Origin of the sequence: Silvibacterium bohemicum (assembly GCF_001006305.1) — a bacterium.
Lineage (GTDB): Bacteria > Acidobacteriota > Terriglobia > Terriglobales > Acidobacteriaceae > Silvibacterium > Silvibacterium bohemicum.
Map to the genome: position 1 here is coordinate 374,017 of NZ_LBHJ01000019.1, position 18,340 is coordinate 392,356.

2 protein-coding genes (1 of these 2 cut by a window edge) are annotated in these 18,340 nt (G+C 61.0%); both read right to left on the bottom strand.

All coding sequences use genetic code 11. The features are described from left to right. Window positions 1–16,980 (bottom strand): non-ribosomal peptide synthase/polyketide synthase (locus XX99_RS23000; protein WP_197081938.1); only part of this gene is annotated, 16,980 nt, incomplete at its 3' end. Further along, window positions 16,977–18,340, bottom strand: partial view of a hybrid non-ribosomal peptide synthetase/type I polyketide synthase gene (locus tag XX99_RS23005; protein WP_050061741.1) — the 3' portion only. 15,100 nt of this gene lie beyond the right edge of the window; the window shows 1,364 of its 16,464 coding nt (coding positions 15,101–16,464); the start codon falls outside the window, past its right edge; the stop codon is at window positions 16,977–16,979. The genes XX99_RS23000 and XX99_RS23005, both read right to left, overlap by 4 nt.

Sequence of the window (18,340 nt, forward strand, 5' to 3'; positions counted from 1 at the left end):
GAGGTCGTAGAGCTGCGCGCCGCTTCCGGAAAGCATCGCCTCCACGCGCGCCGCGGGGTAGCTCAGATCCAGCGGCAGATAGCAGCCACCGGCTTTGATCACACCCAGCATGGCCGCCAACATCTCCGCCCCGCGCTCCATGCGCAGCGCCACCAAGCCACCGCGCTGCAGACCCGAGGCCCGAAGATGCCGCGCAATCTGATTGGCACGCGCTTTCAGCTCTCCGTAACTGACACGCTCTTCGCCGCTCTCCACTGCCAACGCCAACGGATTGCGTCGCACCTGCGCTTCGAACAGCCCTGCCAGCGTGCCTTGCGGGCGCGAACGACGATCACCGTTCCACACCTCAAGCAGATTTCGCCGCTCCGCCTCATCAATCAGCTCCAGCTGGTGGAGACGCGTCTCAGGATGCTTCGATGCGCTCTCCAAAACACGCTCATACCAGCGAGCTATCCGCTCCGCTGTCTCACGATCGAAGAGATCCTCGCTGTACTCCAACCCGCCAGCCAATCCCAATGCCTCGCCGCCTGAGCCCCGGCGCTCCCACATGCCCAAGGACAAATCGAATTTCGCAACATTCATAGAGACAGGTTCGGGCCGCACCACCAAACCGCGCATCTCGAGCTCACCGCCTGGCGTATTCTGCAAAGCGATCATGACCTGGAAGAGCGGGTGGCGCGCCAAGGAGCGGTCCGGGGCCAGTGCTTCGACCACCCGCTCGAAGGGAACGTCCTGATGGCTGTACGCCTCCAGGTTGAAGCGGCGCACACGCTGCACCAGCTCCACAAAATCCGGATCGCCGCTCACGTCCGTGCGCAGAACCAGCGTGTTCACGAAGAAGCCGATTAGATCTTCAAGCGCTCGCTCGCCACGCCCTGCCACCGGGCTTCCCAGAGCTATCTCATCCTCCGACCCCAGGCGCGACAGCAGCGCTGCAAGACCCGCCTGCAACACCATGAACAGGCTCGCGCCTGTGCTTCGCGCCACCTCCACCAGTCGCTCGTGCACCGCCGCGCTGACGCTTAGCCCTACCGTCCCGCCACGGTAGCTTGGAACCGACGGACGTGCTCGGTCCACAGGCAACCGAAGCTCTTCCGGCAACGCTGCTAGTGCGCCACGCCAATACGACAGCTGCCGCTCCAGCTCACTCTCCGCGTCACCCTCCCGGCCCAGCAGCTCCCGCTGCCACACGCTGTAGTCGGCATATTGCACGCCGAGTGGCTCGTACTTCGGCTCACTGCCTCGACTCCGAGCCGCGTAGGCGATATTCAGATCCTTCGCAAGCGGTCCCATCGACCATCCGTCGCCCGCGATGTGATGCATCACGATGAGCAGGATGTGGAGATTACTCTCCAGCTGGAACAGCCACGTCCGCAGCGGAGTTTCCCAGCTCAGATCGAAAGGGGTGCTCGCTGCTTCTGCCAGCCTCGCGCTCAGATCAGCCTCATCGACCTGCTCCCGGATGAGCTTGAAACCACATTGCGCGGATAACAGGATCTGTTGATGCGGTATTCCCTCCAGTTCCACGAAGATAGTCCGCAGGCTTTCGTGGCGCGTGATCAAGTCCTGAAGTGCTTGCTCGAGCGCGCCGGCATTGAGCTCGCCTTCCAGCCGCAGCGCCGCAGGTATGTTGTACGTTCCGTTCGGGCCTTCCATTCGATCGAGGAACCACAAACGCTGCTGTGCATAGGACAGCGGTATTCTTTCCGGCCTCGACTGCTTCACGAGCGGTGCGCGCGCGCGGGCCCCGATGTGGAGCCGAAGAGCGAGCTCGGCGACCGTTGCAGCTTCAAACAAGGCGCGGATGGGAAGCTCCACTCCCAGGTTTACGCGAATGCGGCTTACCAGCCGGGTCGCCAGCAGAGAATGGCCGCCGAGCCGGAAGAAGTTATCGTCCAGACCCACCCGGTCGAGTTTCAAAACTTCGGCGAAGATGCCGCACAGGATTTCCTCTTCAGGTGTACGCGGGGCGCGATAGCCAGTAACGCGCCGTTCGGGCGCCGGGAGAGCTTTGGTGTCGAGTTTGCCATTCGCCGTCAGAGGGATTTCGTCCAAGATAACGTAGACGGCTGGAACCATATATTCCGGCAACCTCTCGTTCAGCCCCTGACGGAGCGTTTCCTCTTCGAGTGTTGAGCCGTGTCTCGCCTTCACATAGGCAACTAACTGTTTGCCGCCGGGACCGGCCTCCCGAACCAGCACCACGGCCTGTTCAACCGCCGGCAAACTGCGCAGGCATGCTTCGATCTCTCCCGGCTCAATCCGGAAACCGCGTATCTTCACCTGCCCATCGGCTCGTCCCAGAAATTCGAGCTCTCCGTTTGCATTCCAACGCACGCGATCGCCGGTGCGGTACATCCGCTCCCCGGAGTGAGCGCTCCACGGATCTGCGACGAAGCGTTCCGCGCTCTGAGCAGGGCGCCGCTGGTAACCGCGAGCCAAGCCGGCCCCGGCAACATAGAGTTCACCTGCGACGCCAACCGGAACCGGCTCCAGCCAGTCGTCGAGAACGTAGACGCGGGTATTTCCGACCGGTCGTCCGATGGGCACCGTTACATCTTCTGCGCCTTCTACCAAATGCCAGGTGCTGAACGTCGTATTTTCCGTGGGGCCGTAGACGTGGAGCAAACGGCGAGGCGCACCGTGCGCCAGCACCTCGCGCACGCAGGCGGGGTCCACCGCTTCGCCTCCGAACAACAAGTCGCGCAGCCCGGAGAAAGCTTGCGGTGTCTCCCGCGCGATCTGGTTGAACAGGGCTGTGGTCAGAAAGAGCGAATCGATTCTAAGTTCTCGCAGCGCGCGGCTTATCGCATCGGTCGAGAGTGTTGTCTCTCTCGGAAGAATGACGACGCAACCTCCATTCAGCAGAGCGCCCCAGATCTCGAAGGTAGCCGCGTCAAACGAGGTATTGGCCACATGCGCGATCCGGTCTTCGGGCTTGAGATCGACGTATCCGCTGTCGTGCACTAACCGGATGATCGCCTTATGAGGAATGGCGATGCCCTTGGGCTTGCCAGTCGATCCGGAGGTGTACATCACATAAGCCAGGTCCTCTGAACTTGCCGGCTCCCCAAGGTTATCTTCGTTCGTGCTCATGCGCTCGAGATCGAGCACACTTGCGCCACTATCGCGCAGCATTGAGTCCACACGCTGCCGGGGATAAGCGGGGTCCAGCGGCAGATAAGCCATCCCAGCTTTCACGATCGCGAGGATGGCGACGATCATCTTCGCACTGCGTTCCAGGGGCACCGCCACCAGGCCGCCGCGTTCGACACCCGACTCCTTGAGCTTCCAGGCCAGCCGATTGGCGCGCGCATTCAACTCACCGTAGGTGAGAGTGACACCGTCGCCCTCCACCGCGGCCGCATGCGGACTTCGCTCCACCTGCTCTTCGAAGAGCCCAGAGAGTGTTCCTGCCGGCTGTAAGCGCCGTTCTCCGTTGAAGCCTTTGAGGATCTTCGACCGATCCGTTGCGCTTACTAAGTTGATGCTATGCAGGCGCAACGCAGGCTCTTCTGCCACCTCTGCGAGCAGTCGCTCATACCAACCAGCGATCGCTTCCGCCGTCGCGGGCTCGAACAAGTCGCGGCTGTACTCCAGCTCTCCCTCGATACCCTCGGCCTGCCCGGATACTCCGCGGCGCTCCCACAATGTAAAGGTGAGATCGAACTTCGCAACATCCATGGCTATCGGCTGCGGGAGCAATACCAATCCTGGCATCTGCAGCTCTGCTTGCGGCGTGTTCTGCAGAGCCAACATCACTTGAAATAGAGGATGCCTGGCCAGCGAACGCTTCGGCCTGAGCGCTTCCACTACGCGCTCGAACGGCACATCCTGATGTCCGTATGCGTCGAGATCGAAAGCTTTGACGCGTTCGAGCAGATCCAGAAAGCGAGGATCACCGCTGACATCCGTTCGCAGCACCAACGTATTTACCAAGAAACCGACTAACTCTTCTAATGCCTGCTCGCCGCGCGCGGCTATCGGAGTTCCGATGGGGATATCTTCGCCGCAGCCCAGCCGTGTGAGCAAAGCCGCCAGTGCAGCCTGGAGAACCATGAACAGGCTGGCTCCGCTGCTCTGCGTCAACTCCAGCAGACCACGATGCACTTGCTGGCCGATCCGCAAAGGTACTCTGCCGCCGCGATAGCTCATGACAGCCGGGCGCAGATGATCAACAGGAAGACTTAATTCTTCCGGAAGACCAGCCAACCGGCTGCGCCAGAAGTTGAGTTGCTGCGAGAGCAGGCTCTGCGGATCCTCTTCGGCGCCCAGCAAATTCCGCTGCCACAAGGTATAGTCGGCATACTGCACCGGCAGGGCTGCAAAGCCGGGAGCTTTCCCACTCAGCCTCGCCTCATAAGCACGTCTCAAATCCGCCGCCAGCAGGCCCATGGACCAACCGTCGCCAGCGATGTGGTGTACCACCAGCAGTAAGACATGGCGATCCGCGGCGCTGCGGAAGAGCCACGCCCGCAGCGGAGTTTCACGGCTCAGATCGATTGCACTGCCGGCGGCCTCTGCCAGACGCGAGCCCAGTTGGGCTTCGCTGGTCTCTTCGCGGAGGAAACGGGGACGGCCTTCATCCCCAGGTAGGATTTGTTGCCAAGGCGTTCCGTCCGCTTCTACAAAAATCGTGCGCAGGCTTTCGTGCCTCGCGCATACGTCGGCCATCGCCTCCTCGAGCGCGTCAGCATCGAGTTCGCCTTCCAATCGCAGGGCCACCACGATGTTGTAGTTTCCCTGCAGCTCCTCCATGCGATGGAGAAACCACAGGCGCTGCTGCGCGTAAGACAGCGGGATTCGCGCCGGTCTCAGCTGCGGAACCAGGGCTTCCCGTATCCCATCGCCAGCGCGGAGAATGAGGGCAAGTTTCGCCACCGTAGGAGCCTCGAAGACAGCGCGGATCGGCAACTCGGTTCGCCAGGCAGCACGAATACGGCTTATCAGCCTCATGGCCAGCAGCGAATGGCCGCCCAGGTGAAAGAAGTTATCGTCCAATCCGACGCGATCCAGCTTCAAGACTTCCGCAAAGATGGCGCAAAGCATCTGTTGTGCGGGCGTGTGCGGTTCGCGGTAACCGGCAGAATGTCTCTGGGGAGCGGGGAGGGCCTTGCGGTCGAGTTTGCCGTTCGCGGTCAACGGCATCTCCGCAAGCGCCATATACACGGATGGAACCATGTAGTCGGGCAGCTTCCTGCTCAACTCGCGATGCAACGCAGCGTCGTCCAGCACCGCTCCTGCTGCGGCCTTCATGTATGCCACCAGCTGCTTGCCGCCGGCCGCCGAGTGGTGAACCAGCACCGCAGCCTGTTCTATGCCCGGCAGCAGATGAAGCTCCGCTTCGATCTCTCCCGGCTCGATACGGAATCCTCGAATCTTTACCTGTTGATCGGCGCGGCCAAGAAATTCCAGTCTTCCGTCGGCACGCCACTTCACTCGATCGCCGGTGCGGTAGATCCGTTCTCCGGGTTCGCCATAGGGGTTTGCTACAAAGCGTTCCGCGGTTTGCGCAGCCTGATTGCGGTAGCCGCGAGCCAGGCCCAATCCTGCCGCGTAGAGTTCGCCGATAACGCCGACAGGTACAGGATCGAGCCAGCTATCGAGAACATACACGCGTGTATGTCCGATGGGCCGCCCGATCGGAATCGTGTGCCCCTCTAGAATCTCGATACGATGGCACGCGGTGAAAGTGGTGTTCTCCGTCGGACCGTAGCCATTGATCACCGCGCATGCGGGGTGCGCCGATCGGAATTTATTCACATGCTCAACCGAAAGAACATCTCCGCCAGCGAGCAACTGCTTCACTTCATGCAGCCCCGGCAATGCCTGTTCCACCACCTGCTGGAACAAGCCGGCGGTCAGCCATAGGGTGTCGACCTCGCGCTGTGACACGATGGCGGTAATTTCCTCAGGCTTGAGAACTCCCGGCGGCGCCATGACCACGCAGCCGCCATTCAGCAGCGCGCCCCAGAGTTCAAACGTGGCAGCATCGAAGCTCAATGGCGCGAGGTGCAGCACCCGGGACGAGCTTCCCAGCTCTACGTAGTCTGCATTGCAGACGAGACGAATCACTGCGATCTGCGGTACAAGAACACCCTTGGGGCGACCCGTCGAACCCGACGTGTAATTCACATAAGCTGGCCGCTGCGGCTCGACCGGCACACACGGATTTTGCTCATCCGATTCGCCCGTCATGTCGAGGCTGGTAATCGTGAGAGCGATACCGGCATCTGCCGCGAGTGCTTCGCGGCGCGCCTGAGGCAATTCCGGATCAATCGGCACATAGCAGGCACCCGCTTTGACGATGCCGAGAAGGGCCACCACCAGCTCCAGAGAGCGTTCGACGCAAATCGCCACGAGGGATTCCGGACCAATGCCCGCCGCGATCAGGCGATGCGCGACAAAGTTTGCGCGGCCATTCAGTTCGGCATACGTGAGGCCTTGGTCGCCGAAGACCACAGCCGGAGCGTCCGGATTGTTCAGCACATGCCGTTCAAAGAACTCGGCCATAGTGCCTTCCGGCAGCGGCCGTGGCGACGGATTGAACTCTTCGAGCAACCGCTTGCGTTCAGCGCTGTCCAGCAACTCCATGCTTTGCAGCGAAGCGTCGGGATAGTCCAACGCACGGTTCAGGAAGCGGATCAGATGCTTTACGATCGACGACGCCTCGGTTTCGCTGAATCGATCCGGATCGTAGTCCAGGCGAATGCGCAGCTCGTCTCCGGGCAGCACGACGAGAGTCAGAGGATAGTGGGCTGCATCGTGCCCCTCGACGCCGACGATGCGAAGATCCTCCAACGAGCCCGCAACTGCCACGCCATCGATCGGATAGTTTTCAAATACGAAGAGTGTGTTGAATAGCTCTTCCTGGCCTGCCGCTCGTTGGATCGCTGCGAGTCCGACATATTGATAGGCCATCAGGATCGACTGGCTCTCCTGAATCTGGTCCAGCAGCATCGCGATGGATTGCCCGGCGTGAAGCTTCACTCGCAGCGGCAGCGTGTTGATGAACAGCCCTACCATGCTTTCGACACCAGGCAGATCGGCGGGACGCCCGGACACGGCTACACCAAAAGCCACATCATCGCGATTCGTGAGGCGGCCCAGCAATAACGACCACATTCCCTGGAGCAAAACGCTCTGGGTGAGGCCTCTTTCGCGCGCGAAAGCCTGCAGGCGTGCGGTCGACGCTCTGTCGAGGACGCCGTCGCAACGCTTTGGCGGCGCGGGCCGCGCCGACGACGCGCCTAACTGTGCCGGTCCTTCGTAATCTGCGAGATGGTCACGCCAGGCATCGAGAGCGGCTTTTTCATCCTGCTCGGCCAGCCATGCGAGATAGTCGCGGTACGGCCGCACATGCGGAAGCGCACCGGTATCTCCGGCGGTCCGATATAACGCGAGCAGCTCGCCGATCAATGTCGGCATCGACCAGCCATCCAGCAAAAGATGATGTGCGGTGAAGAGCAGAAGATTCCGCTGCGGCCCGAGCCACAGGAGCTGACAGCGCAGCAGTGGGCCGCCGGCAAGAGAGAAGCGATCTTTGCGATCGCTCGCGAGGAATTCTTCGCGGTCTGGAAGTCCGGCCAGAGTTTCCTCCCGCCACGTCAGACCCACACTTCGCGCGATGATCTGGACAGGACGCGGTAGTCCTTCATGCCGGATAACTGCGCGGAGATTTCCGTGACGGCGGCTTAAAGCCTCGACGGCGCGGCGCATTCGTCCCGCGTCGAGATCGCCCTCAAACTCCAGACCGAACTGCACCATGTAAATGTCTGACGCGCCCTGGTCATACAGCGCATGGAATAACAGGCCCTCCTGAAGTGGCGACAGGGGCAGAATCTCTTCAAGGCCCGGATAGGCTGCTTCGAACTCGTCGATCTGCTCTTGCGACAAATCAACTAATGGGAAGTCGGATGGCGTGTGTCCTTCCGCACCCTTTTCGACTTCCGTGGCGAGATCGCGCAGCGCTTGCTCCCAGGCGCCAGCGAACTCTTGCACCGCCGGCTCAGACAGGTGCCTACCTGCCCATGTCCAGGTAGCAGAAAGCAACGGTCCCGCGGGACTGTCCACGGTGACGGCGTTGACCTCAAGGAAATGGGCGAGAGGCATCGCTGGGTCAGCGCCCGTGCCGAGATTGAACTCCTGGGAGAGACGTTCTGTTCCGAAACGGCCGAGGTAGTTGAAGCCTATCTGGACGGGCTCGAATTCTTTCAGGCGCGCGGCTGCGGTGGGATGAAGATGGCGTAGTAATCCATAGCCCAATCCGTTGCGGGGAATGGCTCTCAGCTGCTCCTTCGTTTTCTTGAGCGCGGATGCTGCGCTTCCTCCGGAGGCATGAAGGCTCACCGGATACAGAGTCGTGAACCAGCCAACCGTGCGCGAGAGATCGAAGCCCTCATTCTTCGACTCGCGCCCATGGCCTTCGACATTGATCAGGATGCTTCCCCCCATCGCCCTCGCCAGAGCGGAGAGCAGGATGTCATTCATGCCGGCGTGAAAGGCCGCCGGTATTCGCGAAAGCAAAGCAGAGGTCAACTCGGCGCTGAATACATAGTGCAGATGGCCTGCGCTCGCATAGGTATCGTGGCTCGGATCGAGCGTGCTACCCGGAAGCAACGGCTTGCCGTTTTTTAGGATGCCTTCCCAGAACGGCAGCTCGGCCTCCGTGGCCTCACTCATGACCTCTCGATTCAGGTGACGCGCCCATGTTCTGTAGGGCGTTTGCACAGCATCGAGGCTGGTTTCGCGCCATGCCGACTCAAGATCCGGCAGCAGGATTCGCCAGGACACTCCGTCGACGGCAAGATGGTGGATGGTGAGAAACAGATACTCCTGTTCTCCACCGGTAAACCGCACTGCCTGGAAGATGCGCCCAGAGGCGGGATCGAGTCTCCGTTCTGCCTCTGTCGCGATCTGGGCAGCTTCGGGCCCGGCGGCGCTGGTATCCACACGCGTCCAGCAGCTCTCGGCGCGCACTGCGCCACGAGGCTCGATGCGCAACCGCATCCCGTCTTCCACTCTCAGCCGCAGCACATCATGCGTATCGATCAGCGCCTGGAGAGCCTGCTGCATCTGCTGTTGAGTCAATCCAGCAGGAACCATCAAGGTCACGGACTGGCTGAAACGATTCCAAGCCCCGCCTCGCTCCCACATCCAACGCATGATGGGCGTAGCTTCGAACACTCCTATTGCGTCTTCGCCATCCCGCAAGGCGTGTGCCCGGCTCTCCGCTTTTTGCGCCACTGCGGCCAGCGCCTCTACCGTCTGCCGCTGGAAGACATCGCGCGGCGTCAGCGAGAGTCCGGCACGGCGCGCCCGGCTCACCAGTTGGATCGACACAATGCTGTCGCCACCCAGCCGGAAGAAGTTATCTCCTATCCCGACCTGTTCCAGCCCCAGCACTTCCCTGAAGACTTCACAGAGAATCTCCTCCGCCCAAGTTCGCGGCCGCCGATAACCCTCTGCGCGATCGCGCGGAGCCGGGAGCGCCTTTCGATCGATCTTGCCGTTCGGCATCATCGGCAACGCGTTCAACATCTCGATCGCGGCTGGAATCAGATAGTCAGGCAGTCGATCACGCAAGCGACGACGCAGCACCTCCTGATCAAGCGTTGCGCCTTCCGCGGCTACGACGTATGCCACCAGTTGCTTACCCTCGCGGAGATCGACGGCGGCGAGAGCGACATCTGGGAGGTCTTTGAGTGCGGCTTCGATCTCACCGGGCTCAATGCGATAGCCGCGTATCTTCATCTGTTGATCGGCGCGGCCCAGAAACTCCAGGCTGCCATCCGGCTTCCAGCGCGCCCTGTCGCCGGTCCGGTACATCAGCGCTCCACGCTGGTAGGGATTCGCTACAAAACGCTCCGCCGTCAGCGCCGCACGCCCCAGATAGCCGCGCGCCAGATTTGCCCCCGACACATAGAGCTCTCCCGCCACACCCAATGGCACAGGTTCAAGGTTGTCATCTAGCAAATACAGCCGCGTATTCGCGATCGGACGGCCGATCGGCACGGCGCCCGTCTCCGATATCTCCGCAGCGCATGCATGATGCGCCACCTGCACCGTCGTCTCCGTCGGACCGTACAGGTTCACCAGCGGCACGCCCCAGCTCTGCTCCACTCTGCGCGCTAGTTGATTGGAGAGAGCCTCGCCGCCGGAAAAGATCATCCGCAAACCCCTCGGCTTAGGCGTATCCGACGCGCATACCGCCTCCAACAGCGTCGGCACGAACTGTGCAACGGTCACCTCCGCACGCTCCATCGCTGCATGCAGAGCCACAGGATCACGCGAGACCTCCGAACCAACGAGACACACACGAGCTCCGCTAAGAAGGGGCAAAAACAACTCCCACACCGCCGCATCGAAGCTCATCGAGGTGCGGAACAACACCGTGTCTCGCTCGTCTACCGGATACGCCGCGCACATCCACTCCATGTGGTTCAGCAGCGCGCGGTGCTCCACCACCACACCCTTCGGCTTGCCCATCGAGCCCGACGTGTAGATCACGTAGGCCGCATGCGAGGCCTGCAGTCTACTTATCCGATCCTCATCCGACGGGTTATGCTCCGCGCTGCCCAAGCCGTCGCGATCCAGACTGGCCTCATCCAGATCAACCACATCGATCGATGCCGGTAGATTCCGACGCTGTCCCGCGCGGCTCAGCACCACAGAGACTCCTTCCAGCATCTGCTGCAGGCGCTCGGACGGATATTCCGGATCGAGCGGAACATAGCCGGCTCCCGCCTTCAGCGCGCCCAGGATCGCCACCACCATCGCAGGCGTTCGCTCCATGCAGATGCCAACCAGGCTCTCCGGACCCACTCTGCGGCCGATAAGAAAATGCGCCACGCGGTTCGCTCTTCGATTCAGCTCGTCGTAGCTCACCGTCTCCCCGTCAAACCACAACGCCGTTGATGACCCGCTGCGATCCACCTGATCTTCGAAGCGATCCACTAACGTTCCTGCAGCTACTTCGAACTCCGTCGCGTTAAATTCCTCCAACACGCGACCCCGCTCCTCTACAGACAACTGACCCAGTGCGGAAAGTGCTTGCTCCGAAGACTCCACTGCTGCCGTTAACAGCCGCACGAGCCGTTCGCCGATTGCTGTTCCATCTCCGACGAGATCCGGCTGGTAATCGAGGCGCAGGAGCAGTTCACTGAAGGGCGCTACGATCAGCGTCAGCGGATAGTGCGTGGCGTCTTTCCCGGTAAGGCCGGTTGCACGCAAGCCATCGACGCGCTGGGCCACCTGGCTCGTGTCCATCGGGTAGTTTTCGAATACCAGCAAAGTGTCGAATAGCTCTCCGACACCGAGAGCCCGCTGAATTTCCGCAAGCCCTACGTGCTGGTGAGCAAGCAGGCCAGCCTGGCTCTCCTGAATCTGGCTCCAGAGATCGGACAGCTTTTCCTGGGCGCTCAGTTTTATCCGCAGCGGGAGCGTGTTGATGAACAGGCCGATCATCTGCTCCACTCCAGCGAGCTCCGCGGGGCGTCCGGAAACGGTGATCCCGAAGGTCACGTCGTCGCGACCGGTCAGCCGTCCGAGCAGCACCCCCCACAATCCCTGCAGCATGGTATTCAGCGTGAGACCGTGCTGCCGTGCGACCTCATGCAGCCGCATGGTCAGTTCCGCAGGCAGGCGCTGCTCCCATCGCTCCGTCTTTCGCTTCGAAGCAGCTCCCCTTGCTATCCGAGTGGGCTCTTCGATGCCGGCCAGATATTCGCACCATGCTTCGAGCGCGCCTTCGCGATTCTGACGAGCGTGCCATTCGAGATAATCGCGATAAGGCCGCACACGCGGCAGGGAGAGATTGCCGGAGTAAAGTTCGATCAGCTCGCCGAACAACAATGGCATCGACCAGCCGTCGAGCAGGATGTGATGGTTGGTGAGAACCAATAGATGCCGGTAGCTGCTGAGCCTGACCAGAGCGAATCGTAACAGTCCTTGTGACAGATCGAAGCGCTCGCGTTGATCGGCTTCGAGGAATCGGCGCGCATCCGGCTGTTCTGACAACGCCACTTCAGGCAAATCCACTTCGCGCCATGCGATGGGCGCATTGCGCGCGATCACCTGCAGCTTTTCGAAGCGGATCGCCGAGCGCAGATTTGCGTGTCTCCGCACCAGAGTTTCCGCAGCCTTCTTCATGCGGACGGCATCCAATTTGCCTTCCAGCTCCAGGACAAACTGTACGGTGTAGATATCCGGTGCGCTCTCGTCATATAGCGCATGGAACAACAGGCCTTCCTGCAGCGGCGTCAAGGGGAGTATGTCTTCGAGCTCTGGATACGCTCCTTCCAGCTCTTCCACCTGCTGCTGCGAGACGGCTACTAGCGGGAAATCCGAAGGCGTATGTCCACCCGCACCGGATTCGACCTCCCGCACCATCGACTCCAATGCCAGCTGCCATCGGCTCGCGAGCGCATGCACCTCATCTTCTGCAAGATGCCGACCGGCCCATGTCCAGGCAGCGGAAACGACAGGGTCGGTCGGACCATCCAGCACGATGGCGTTTAGCTCCAACATGTACGCCAGGCCCATTCGATCATCCGGCCCGGCGCCCAACTTCGCGCTCGCTGTCATGCCATCGGTAGCCAGGCGGCCAAGATAGTTGAACCCTACTTGTGCCTTCTCGAAGCGCCTCAACTGCTCGCTGATTTCGGGATGCAGATAACGCAGAAGCCCGAAGCCAAGGCCGTTTCCGGGAATCGTGCGGAGCTGTTCCTTCACCTGCTTGAGCGTGGCTCCTGCGCTTCCCTCTGACGCATGCACACTCACTGGATAGAGGCTGGTGAACCAGCCAACCGTGCGCGACAGATCGAAACGAGTGTTTGCCGATTCGCGTCCATGGCCTTCCACGTCGACGAGAACGGGGCGGTCAATCGCGATCGCCAACGCCGCGAGCAACACATCGTTCATCCCGGAGTGAAAGGCCGCTGAGACCTTCGCAATCAGAGCAGCAGTCAAGTCCCCGCTGAGTATCTGTTGCAGATGACCCGCGCTCGCATAGGTATCCAACGATGGATCAAGCACGCGGCCGGGCAGCAGCGGCCGTCCTGCTTCGACAATGCGCCGCCATGCCGGCAGTTCTGCTTCTATGGACGAAGCGGAGGCATGGCTCTCCAAATGCCGCGCCCAGGTCCGATAGGGCGTTCCCACAGGATCAAGATCGATTCCGTGCCATGCCGCCTCAAGATCTCCCAGCAGGATTCGCCATGACACTCCATCCACCGCCAGGTGATGGATCACCAGAAACAGGAGAGCCTTGTCTCCGCCGGTAAACCACACTGCTTGAAAGACGCGTCCCGCAGCCGGATCCAGACGACCTTCCGCTTCTTCTGCTGCCTTCGCTGCTTCTGTTCCGTCAACGCTGGCCTGCACGCGCGTCAATACAGCTTGCGCACGGATGGCGCCGCGAGGCGAGATGCTCAACCGCGTCCCATGTTCTACGCGCATGCGGAGAACATCATGCGTATCGATCAGAGCCTGCAGCGCCCCCAGCATCTCTGTTTCGGTGAGGTCGTCTGGCACCTGCAGCGTGATGGATTGGCTGAAGCGATCGGTGGGGCCACCACGCTCCCACATCCAGCGCATGATCGGCGTGGCTTCAAACTCTCCGATTCCTTCGTCACTGTCAGGGCGGAGGAGTTCCCGGCTCTCCGCCCGCTCTGCCAGGGCGGCCAGCGCTTCGACGGTCTGCTGCTGAAAGACGTCGCGCGGCGTCAGTTCGAGGCCTGCGCGGCGCGCGCGGCTTACCAGCTGAATGGAGACGATGCTGTCGCCGCCGAGACGGAAGAAATTATCCTCGACGCCCACATGTTCGAGCCGCAGTACTTCGCGAAACAATCCGCAAAGAATCTCCTCGGTCTTGGTGCGCGGCCCGCGATGACCGTCCCTGCGCAATTCAGGTGCAGGCAGCGCCTTCCTGTCGAGCTTTCCATTCGGCGTAAGCGGGAACGCGTTCAATCGGACATACGCCGAAGGCAGCATGTAATCCGGCAGCCGCTCGCTCAAGCCGCGGCGGAGCGCGTCTTCCTCCGGAAGCGAACCATCCTCAGCCACAAAATACGCGACCAGCTGTTTGCCATCGCGCGCCACGACCGCGGCCTGCTTCACATTCGGCTGCAGCATGAGAGCCGCTTCAACTTCACCCAGCTCAATGCGGAATCCACGTATCTTGACCTGCTGATCCGCTCGCCCGAGAAACTCGAGCGTCCCGTCATCGCGCCAGCAGCCGAGGTCGCCGGTGCGATACATTCGCCCGCCCGCTTCATGACCATGCGGGTCCGCGACGAACCGCTCCGAAGTAAGACCGGGCCTGTTCAAATATCCACGCGCAAGTCCCGCTCCTGCGATATACACCTCGCCCTTGACACCGGTGGGAGTCGGCTCCAGTCCCCGGTCAAGCACGTAGACGCTTGTATTCCAGAGCGGACCGCCGATCGCCGGATCTTTATCCGAGCCTCGCGCACAGATCTGACCGGTGGAATACGTTGTATCTTCCGACGGGCCGTAGAGGTTGTAAACGCGCTCCAGAGCAGTGGCGGTATAAAGGTCGCGAAGTAGATAACCCGGCAGCATTTCACCTGCGAGGTTGATCGTGCTTACTTCAGGAGGAAAATTCTGCGAATCCACCAACGCGCGGGCGATCGATGGCACCGTGTTGACCAGCCTGACGCGGTCCCGGGCTGGAATCCATGGCAGCTCCAGAGCGGACTCCACCAGGATTGCCGTGCCTCCGTGAATCAAGGCCACCAGCAGCTCGAACACCGACAGATCGAAGCAGATCGACGTGGAGGCAAGCACGCCCGCCCACTCGTCGGCGGTATACACACTTCCTGCCCAATGGGAAAACGTGACAGTGCTGCGGTGTTCGATAACCACGCCCTTGGGCACGCCTGTCGAGCCCGAGGTGTAGATGATGTAGGCGGGATGCCGGGGCAGAAGCGGGACGATCCGCTCCGTATCCGATGGGTTATGCGTCGAGCAGCGAGAGAGCTGCGCCTCAACCTCGGGTGCTCCCGGAATGACGGTGCATGTGTCTTCCGGCAATCCGGTGCAGAAATCGTTTGAGGATACAACCAGCACCGGACGCGCGTCGGAAAGCATGCGCATCACACGAGCCGCTGGATAATTCGGATCCAGCGGAAGGTACGCAGCGCCAGTCTTCAGCGTAGCCCACAGCACTGCAACCATTTCGGGCGAGCGATCAACGGCAATACCCACCATACGTTCGGGACCGACGCCTTGCGCGATGAGGTAGTGAGCCCATTGATTGGCTCGCGTATTCAATTGCGAGTAGGTGAGCGAGTCAGCGCCGAAGACTACAGCGACAGCATCGGGAGTGCGCTCTACCTGCGCTTCAAACAGATCCACCAGAGTCTGATCGGGGAGGAAGTGTTCGGTGCGATTGAACTCTTCGAGCAGCCGCTCTCTCTCTCCGCGCTCGAGAAAGTCCAGAGGCGCGTCGGGATCTTCGGCGGCCTGTTCCAGAACGCGGAGAAACTTCGCTGCAATTCGTTCCGCCGTCGAAGGTGAAAACAGATCGAGGCTGTATTCCAATCCCCCGTAAATTCCCGCGAGCTCGCCGCTGGCGCGGAACTGCTCGGTGAGGCCGAAGCCCAGATCGAATTTGGAGACGCCGCTGGGGACAGGCTCGGAACGAATCGTCAAACCCTGCAGGGCCAACGCTTCGGAGGGCGCATTCTGCAACACCACCATGACCTGGAAGATGGGATGTCGCGCCAGAGAACGCTGCGGCTGCAAAGCCTCGACGATCCGCTCGAAGGGAACATCCTGATGCTCGTAAGCATCAAGGTCGAAGGCACGCACTCGTGCGAGCAATTCGCGGAAGCTTGGATTGCCGGAGACATCGGCGCGCAGCACCAGGGTGTTGAGAAACAAGCCGACCAGTTCTTCGAGCGCCGGCTCTCCGCGACCTGCGATGGGACTGCCGATGGGAATGTCCTCGCCTCCGCCGAGAGAACGAAGAAGCACGGCCAGACCTGCTTGCAGTACCATGAACAACGTTGCACCGCTGGTTTGTGCGATTTCGACCAGACGTCGATGCAGCACAGGGTGGATGCGCAGAGGCGTAACCCTTCCCCGATGGCTCGGAACCGGCGGACGCTTGCTGTCAACCGGAAGATCCAGCTCATCGGGAGATCCATTCAGAGCGGCGCGCCAGAACGCAAGTTTTTGCGAGATAAAACTCTGAGGATCGTTCTCTTCTCCAAGCAACTGCCGCTGCCAGAGCGTGAAATCCGCATACTGCACAGCGAGCTCAGGCAGATCGGGGATCAGGCCGAGACAGCGAGCCTCGTATGCCGCCGCCAGATCCTTGAAGAGACTGCCGATCGACCAGCCGTCACCGGCGATGTGATGCAGCACCAGCAGAAGAACGTGGCGGCGAGGCGCCAGCTCAAACAGCAGAGCGCCCAGTGGCAGCTCGGAGCCGAGATTGAATCCGGTGCTTGCGGCTTCGGCCAATTGCAGCGGGAGCGATTCCTCCGTGGCGGTTTCGCAGCGGAGGACGATGCGGGCTTGATCAACCGGCAAGATCGACTGGTATGGCGAACCGTCGTGAGCCGGAAAAACGGTGCGGAGAATCTCATGACGCGCAACGACATCCTGCAATGCCGACTGCAGAGCATGCGTGTTCAGATCGCCTTCCATGCGCAGCGCTTCCGGGATGTTGTACGTCGCGCCCGCGCCCTCCATCTGATCGAGGAACCACAAGCGAAGTTGAGCGAAGGAGAGAGGAATGCGCTCGGGCCGCTGCTGGCGAACCAGCGGCGGACGATCTATCTGGCTTCCGCGCTCCAGCCAACCACGGAGCGCCTCGCGATGCTCTTTGATCTCGCGGCGCAGCGCATCGGTTATAACACCGGCGGGAGCACTGATGCGGACTCGTTCGTCTTCGATCCAGACACGGGTGCCAAGGGCATAGAGATGAGAAAGTAGTTGTGCGGCAGTCATAGCTCCAGCTCTTCGTACTCTTGAACTTCGGAGACCGATACGGACCGACTTTGGCCCGATGCAATTAATAACGCCTGAATCACGACCCCAAGTTCGCGGAGGGTCCTGGCCGCGAAGACGTCGCGTAGAGAGAGTTCCACATGGAATGCTTGACGCATGCGTGATACCAGGCGCATGCCGAGGAGGGAGTGCCCTCCGAGCGAAAAGAAATCGTCGTCCCTAGAGATACGCTCCACCTGCAGTAGGCTGGCCCAGGCTTCAGCGACGCGTTCCTCCACTGCTCCGGATGGCGGCTCGAAGTGGCGCAGTTCCGGATCGCGCGGGGAGGGCAGAGACGCGCGATCGATCTTCTTATTGGGTGAAAGCGGTATCGCGTCGAGCACGACAAACGCGGATGGAATCATCCATCCCGGAAGCGTGTCGCCCAGTGCATCGCGCAGAGCTGCCGCATCGAAAACAGCATCGGGCGCAAGGACCAGATACGCGACCAGTTGTTTGCCTCCTGCGCCTTCGTCGCGAACCACAACAACCGCCTGCTGGACAGCGTCCAGGCTGGTGAGCGCCGCTTCAATCTCCCCGGGCTCCACGCGGAAACCGCGAATCTTGACTTGCTGATCGGCGCGGCCCAGAAATTCGAGCGTTCCATCCGCCCGCCACCGTGCCAGGTCGCCGGTGCGATACATTCGCGCTCCGCTTTCATCCGAGTACGGATTGGCAACGAAGCGTTCGGAGGTAAGTGCCGGTCGCTTGAGATATCCGCGCGCCAGACCCGCACCGGCAAGATAGAGTTCCCCTGCAACGCCGATAGGAGCAAGTTGCAATCCGTTATCCAGCACGTAGGCACAGCTGTTCCAGACCGGAGAGCCAATGGACGGGGCCAGCGTCCATTCCTCCGTCTCAGAAGTGAGCGTTACCGCGGTCGCAACGTGGGTCTCCGCCGGGCCATAGTGATTGTGCAGCCGGCAATGCGGATGCCGTGCAAAAAAATGCCTCAATGCAGAAGTCACGGTGAGCGCTTCACCGGCCTGGTGAATGTTGCGCAGCGTCGGCAGAGCGCAACCGGTCTCCAGCGCGACTCGCGCGAGGTTCTCAAGCACGACGTTGGGCAGGAAGAGATCAGAGATTTCATTGGTTCGAAGGAAGTCCGGATACTTGTCGAGGTCCAGCCGCGTTTGCGGATCCAGAACGACAAGCGTTTTCCCAAACAGCAACGCGCCAAAGATTTCCTGGAGCGAGACATCGAAGCTGATAGAGGTAAATTGCGCGACCCGCCCGGAGTTGGGCGTTTGCTCCTGCCACAGCAACAGGTTTAACAGCGTCGCCTGTGTCTGAACGATTGCCTTGGGCCGGCCCGTCGACC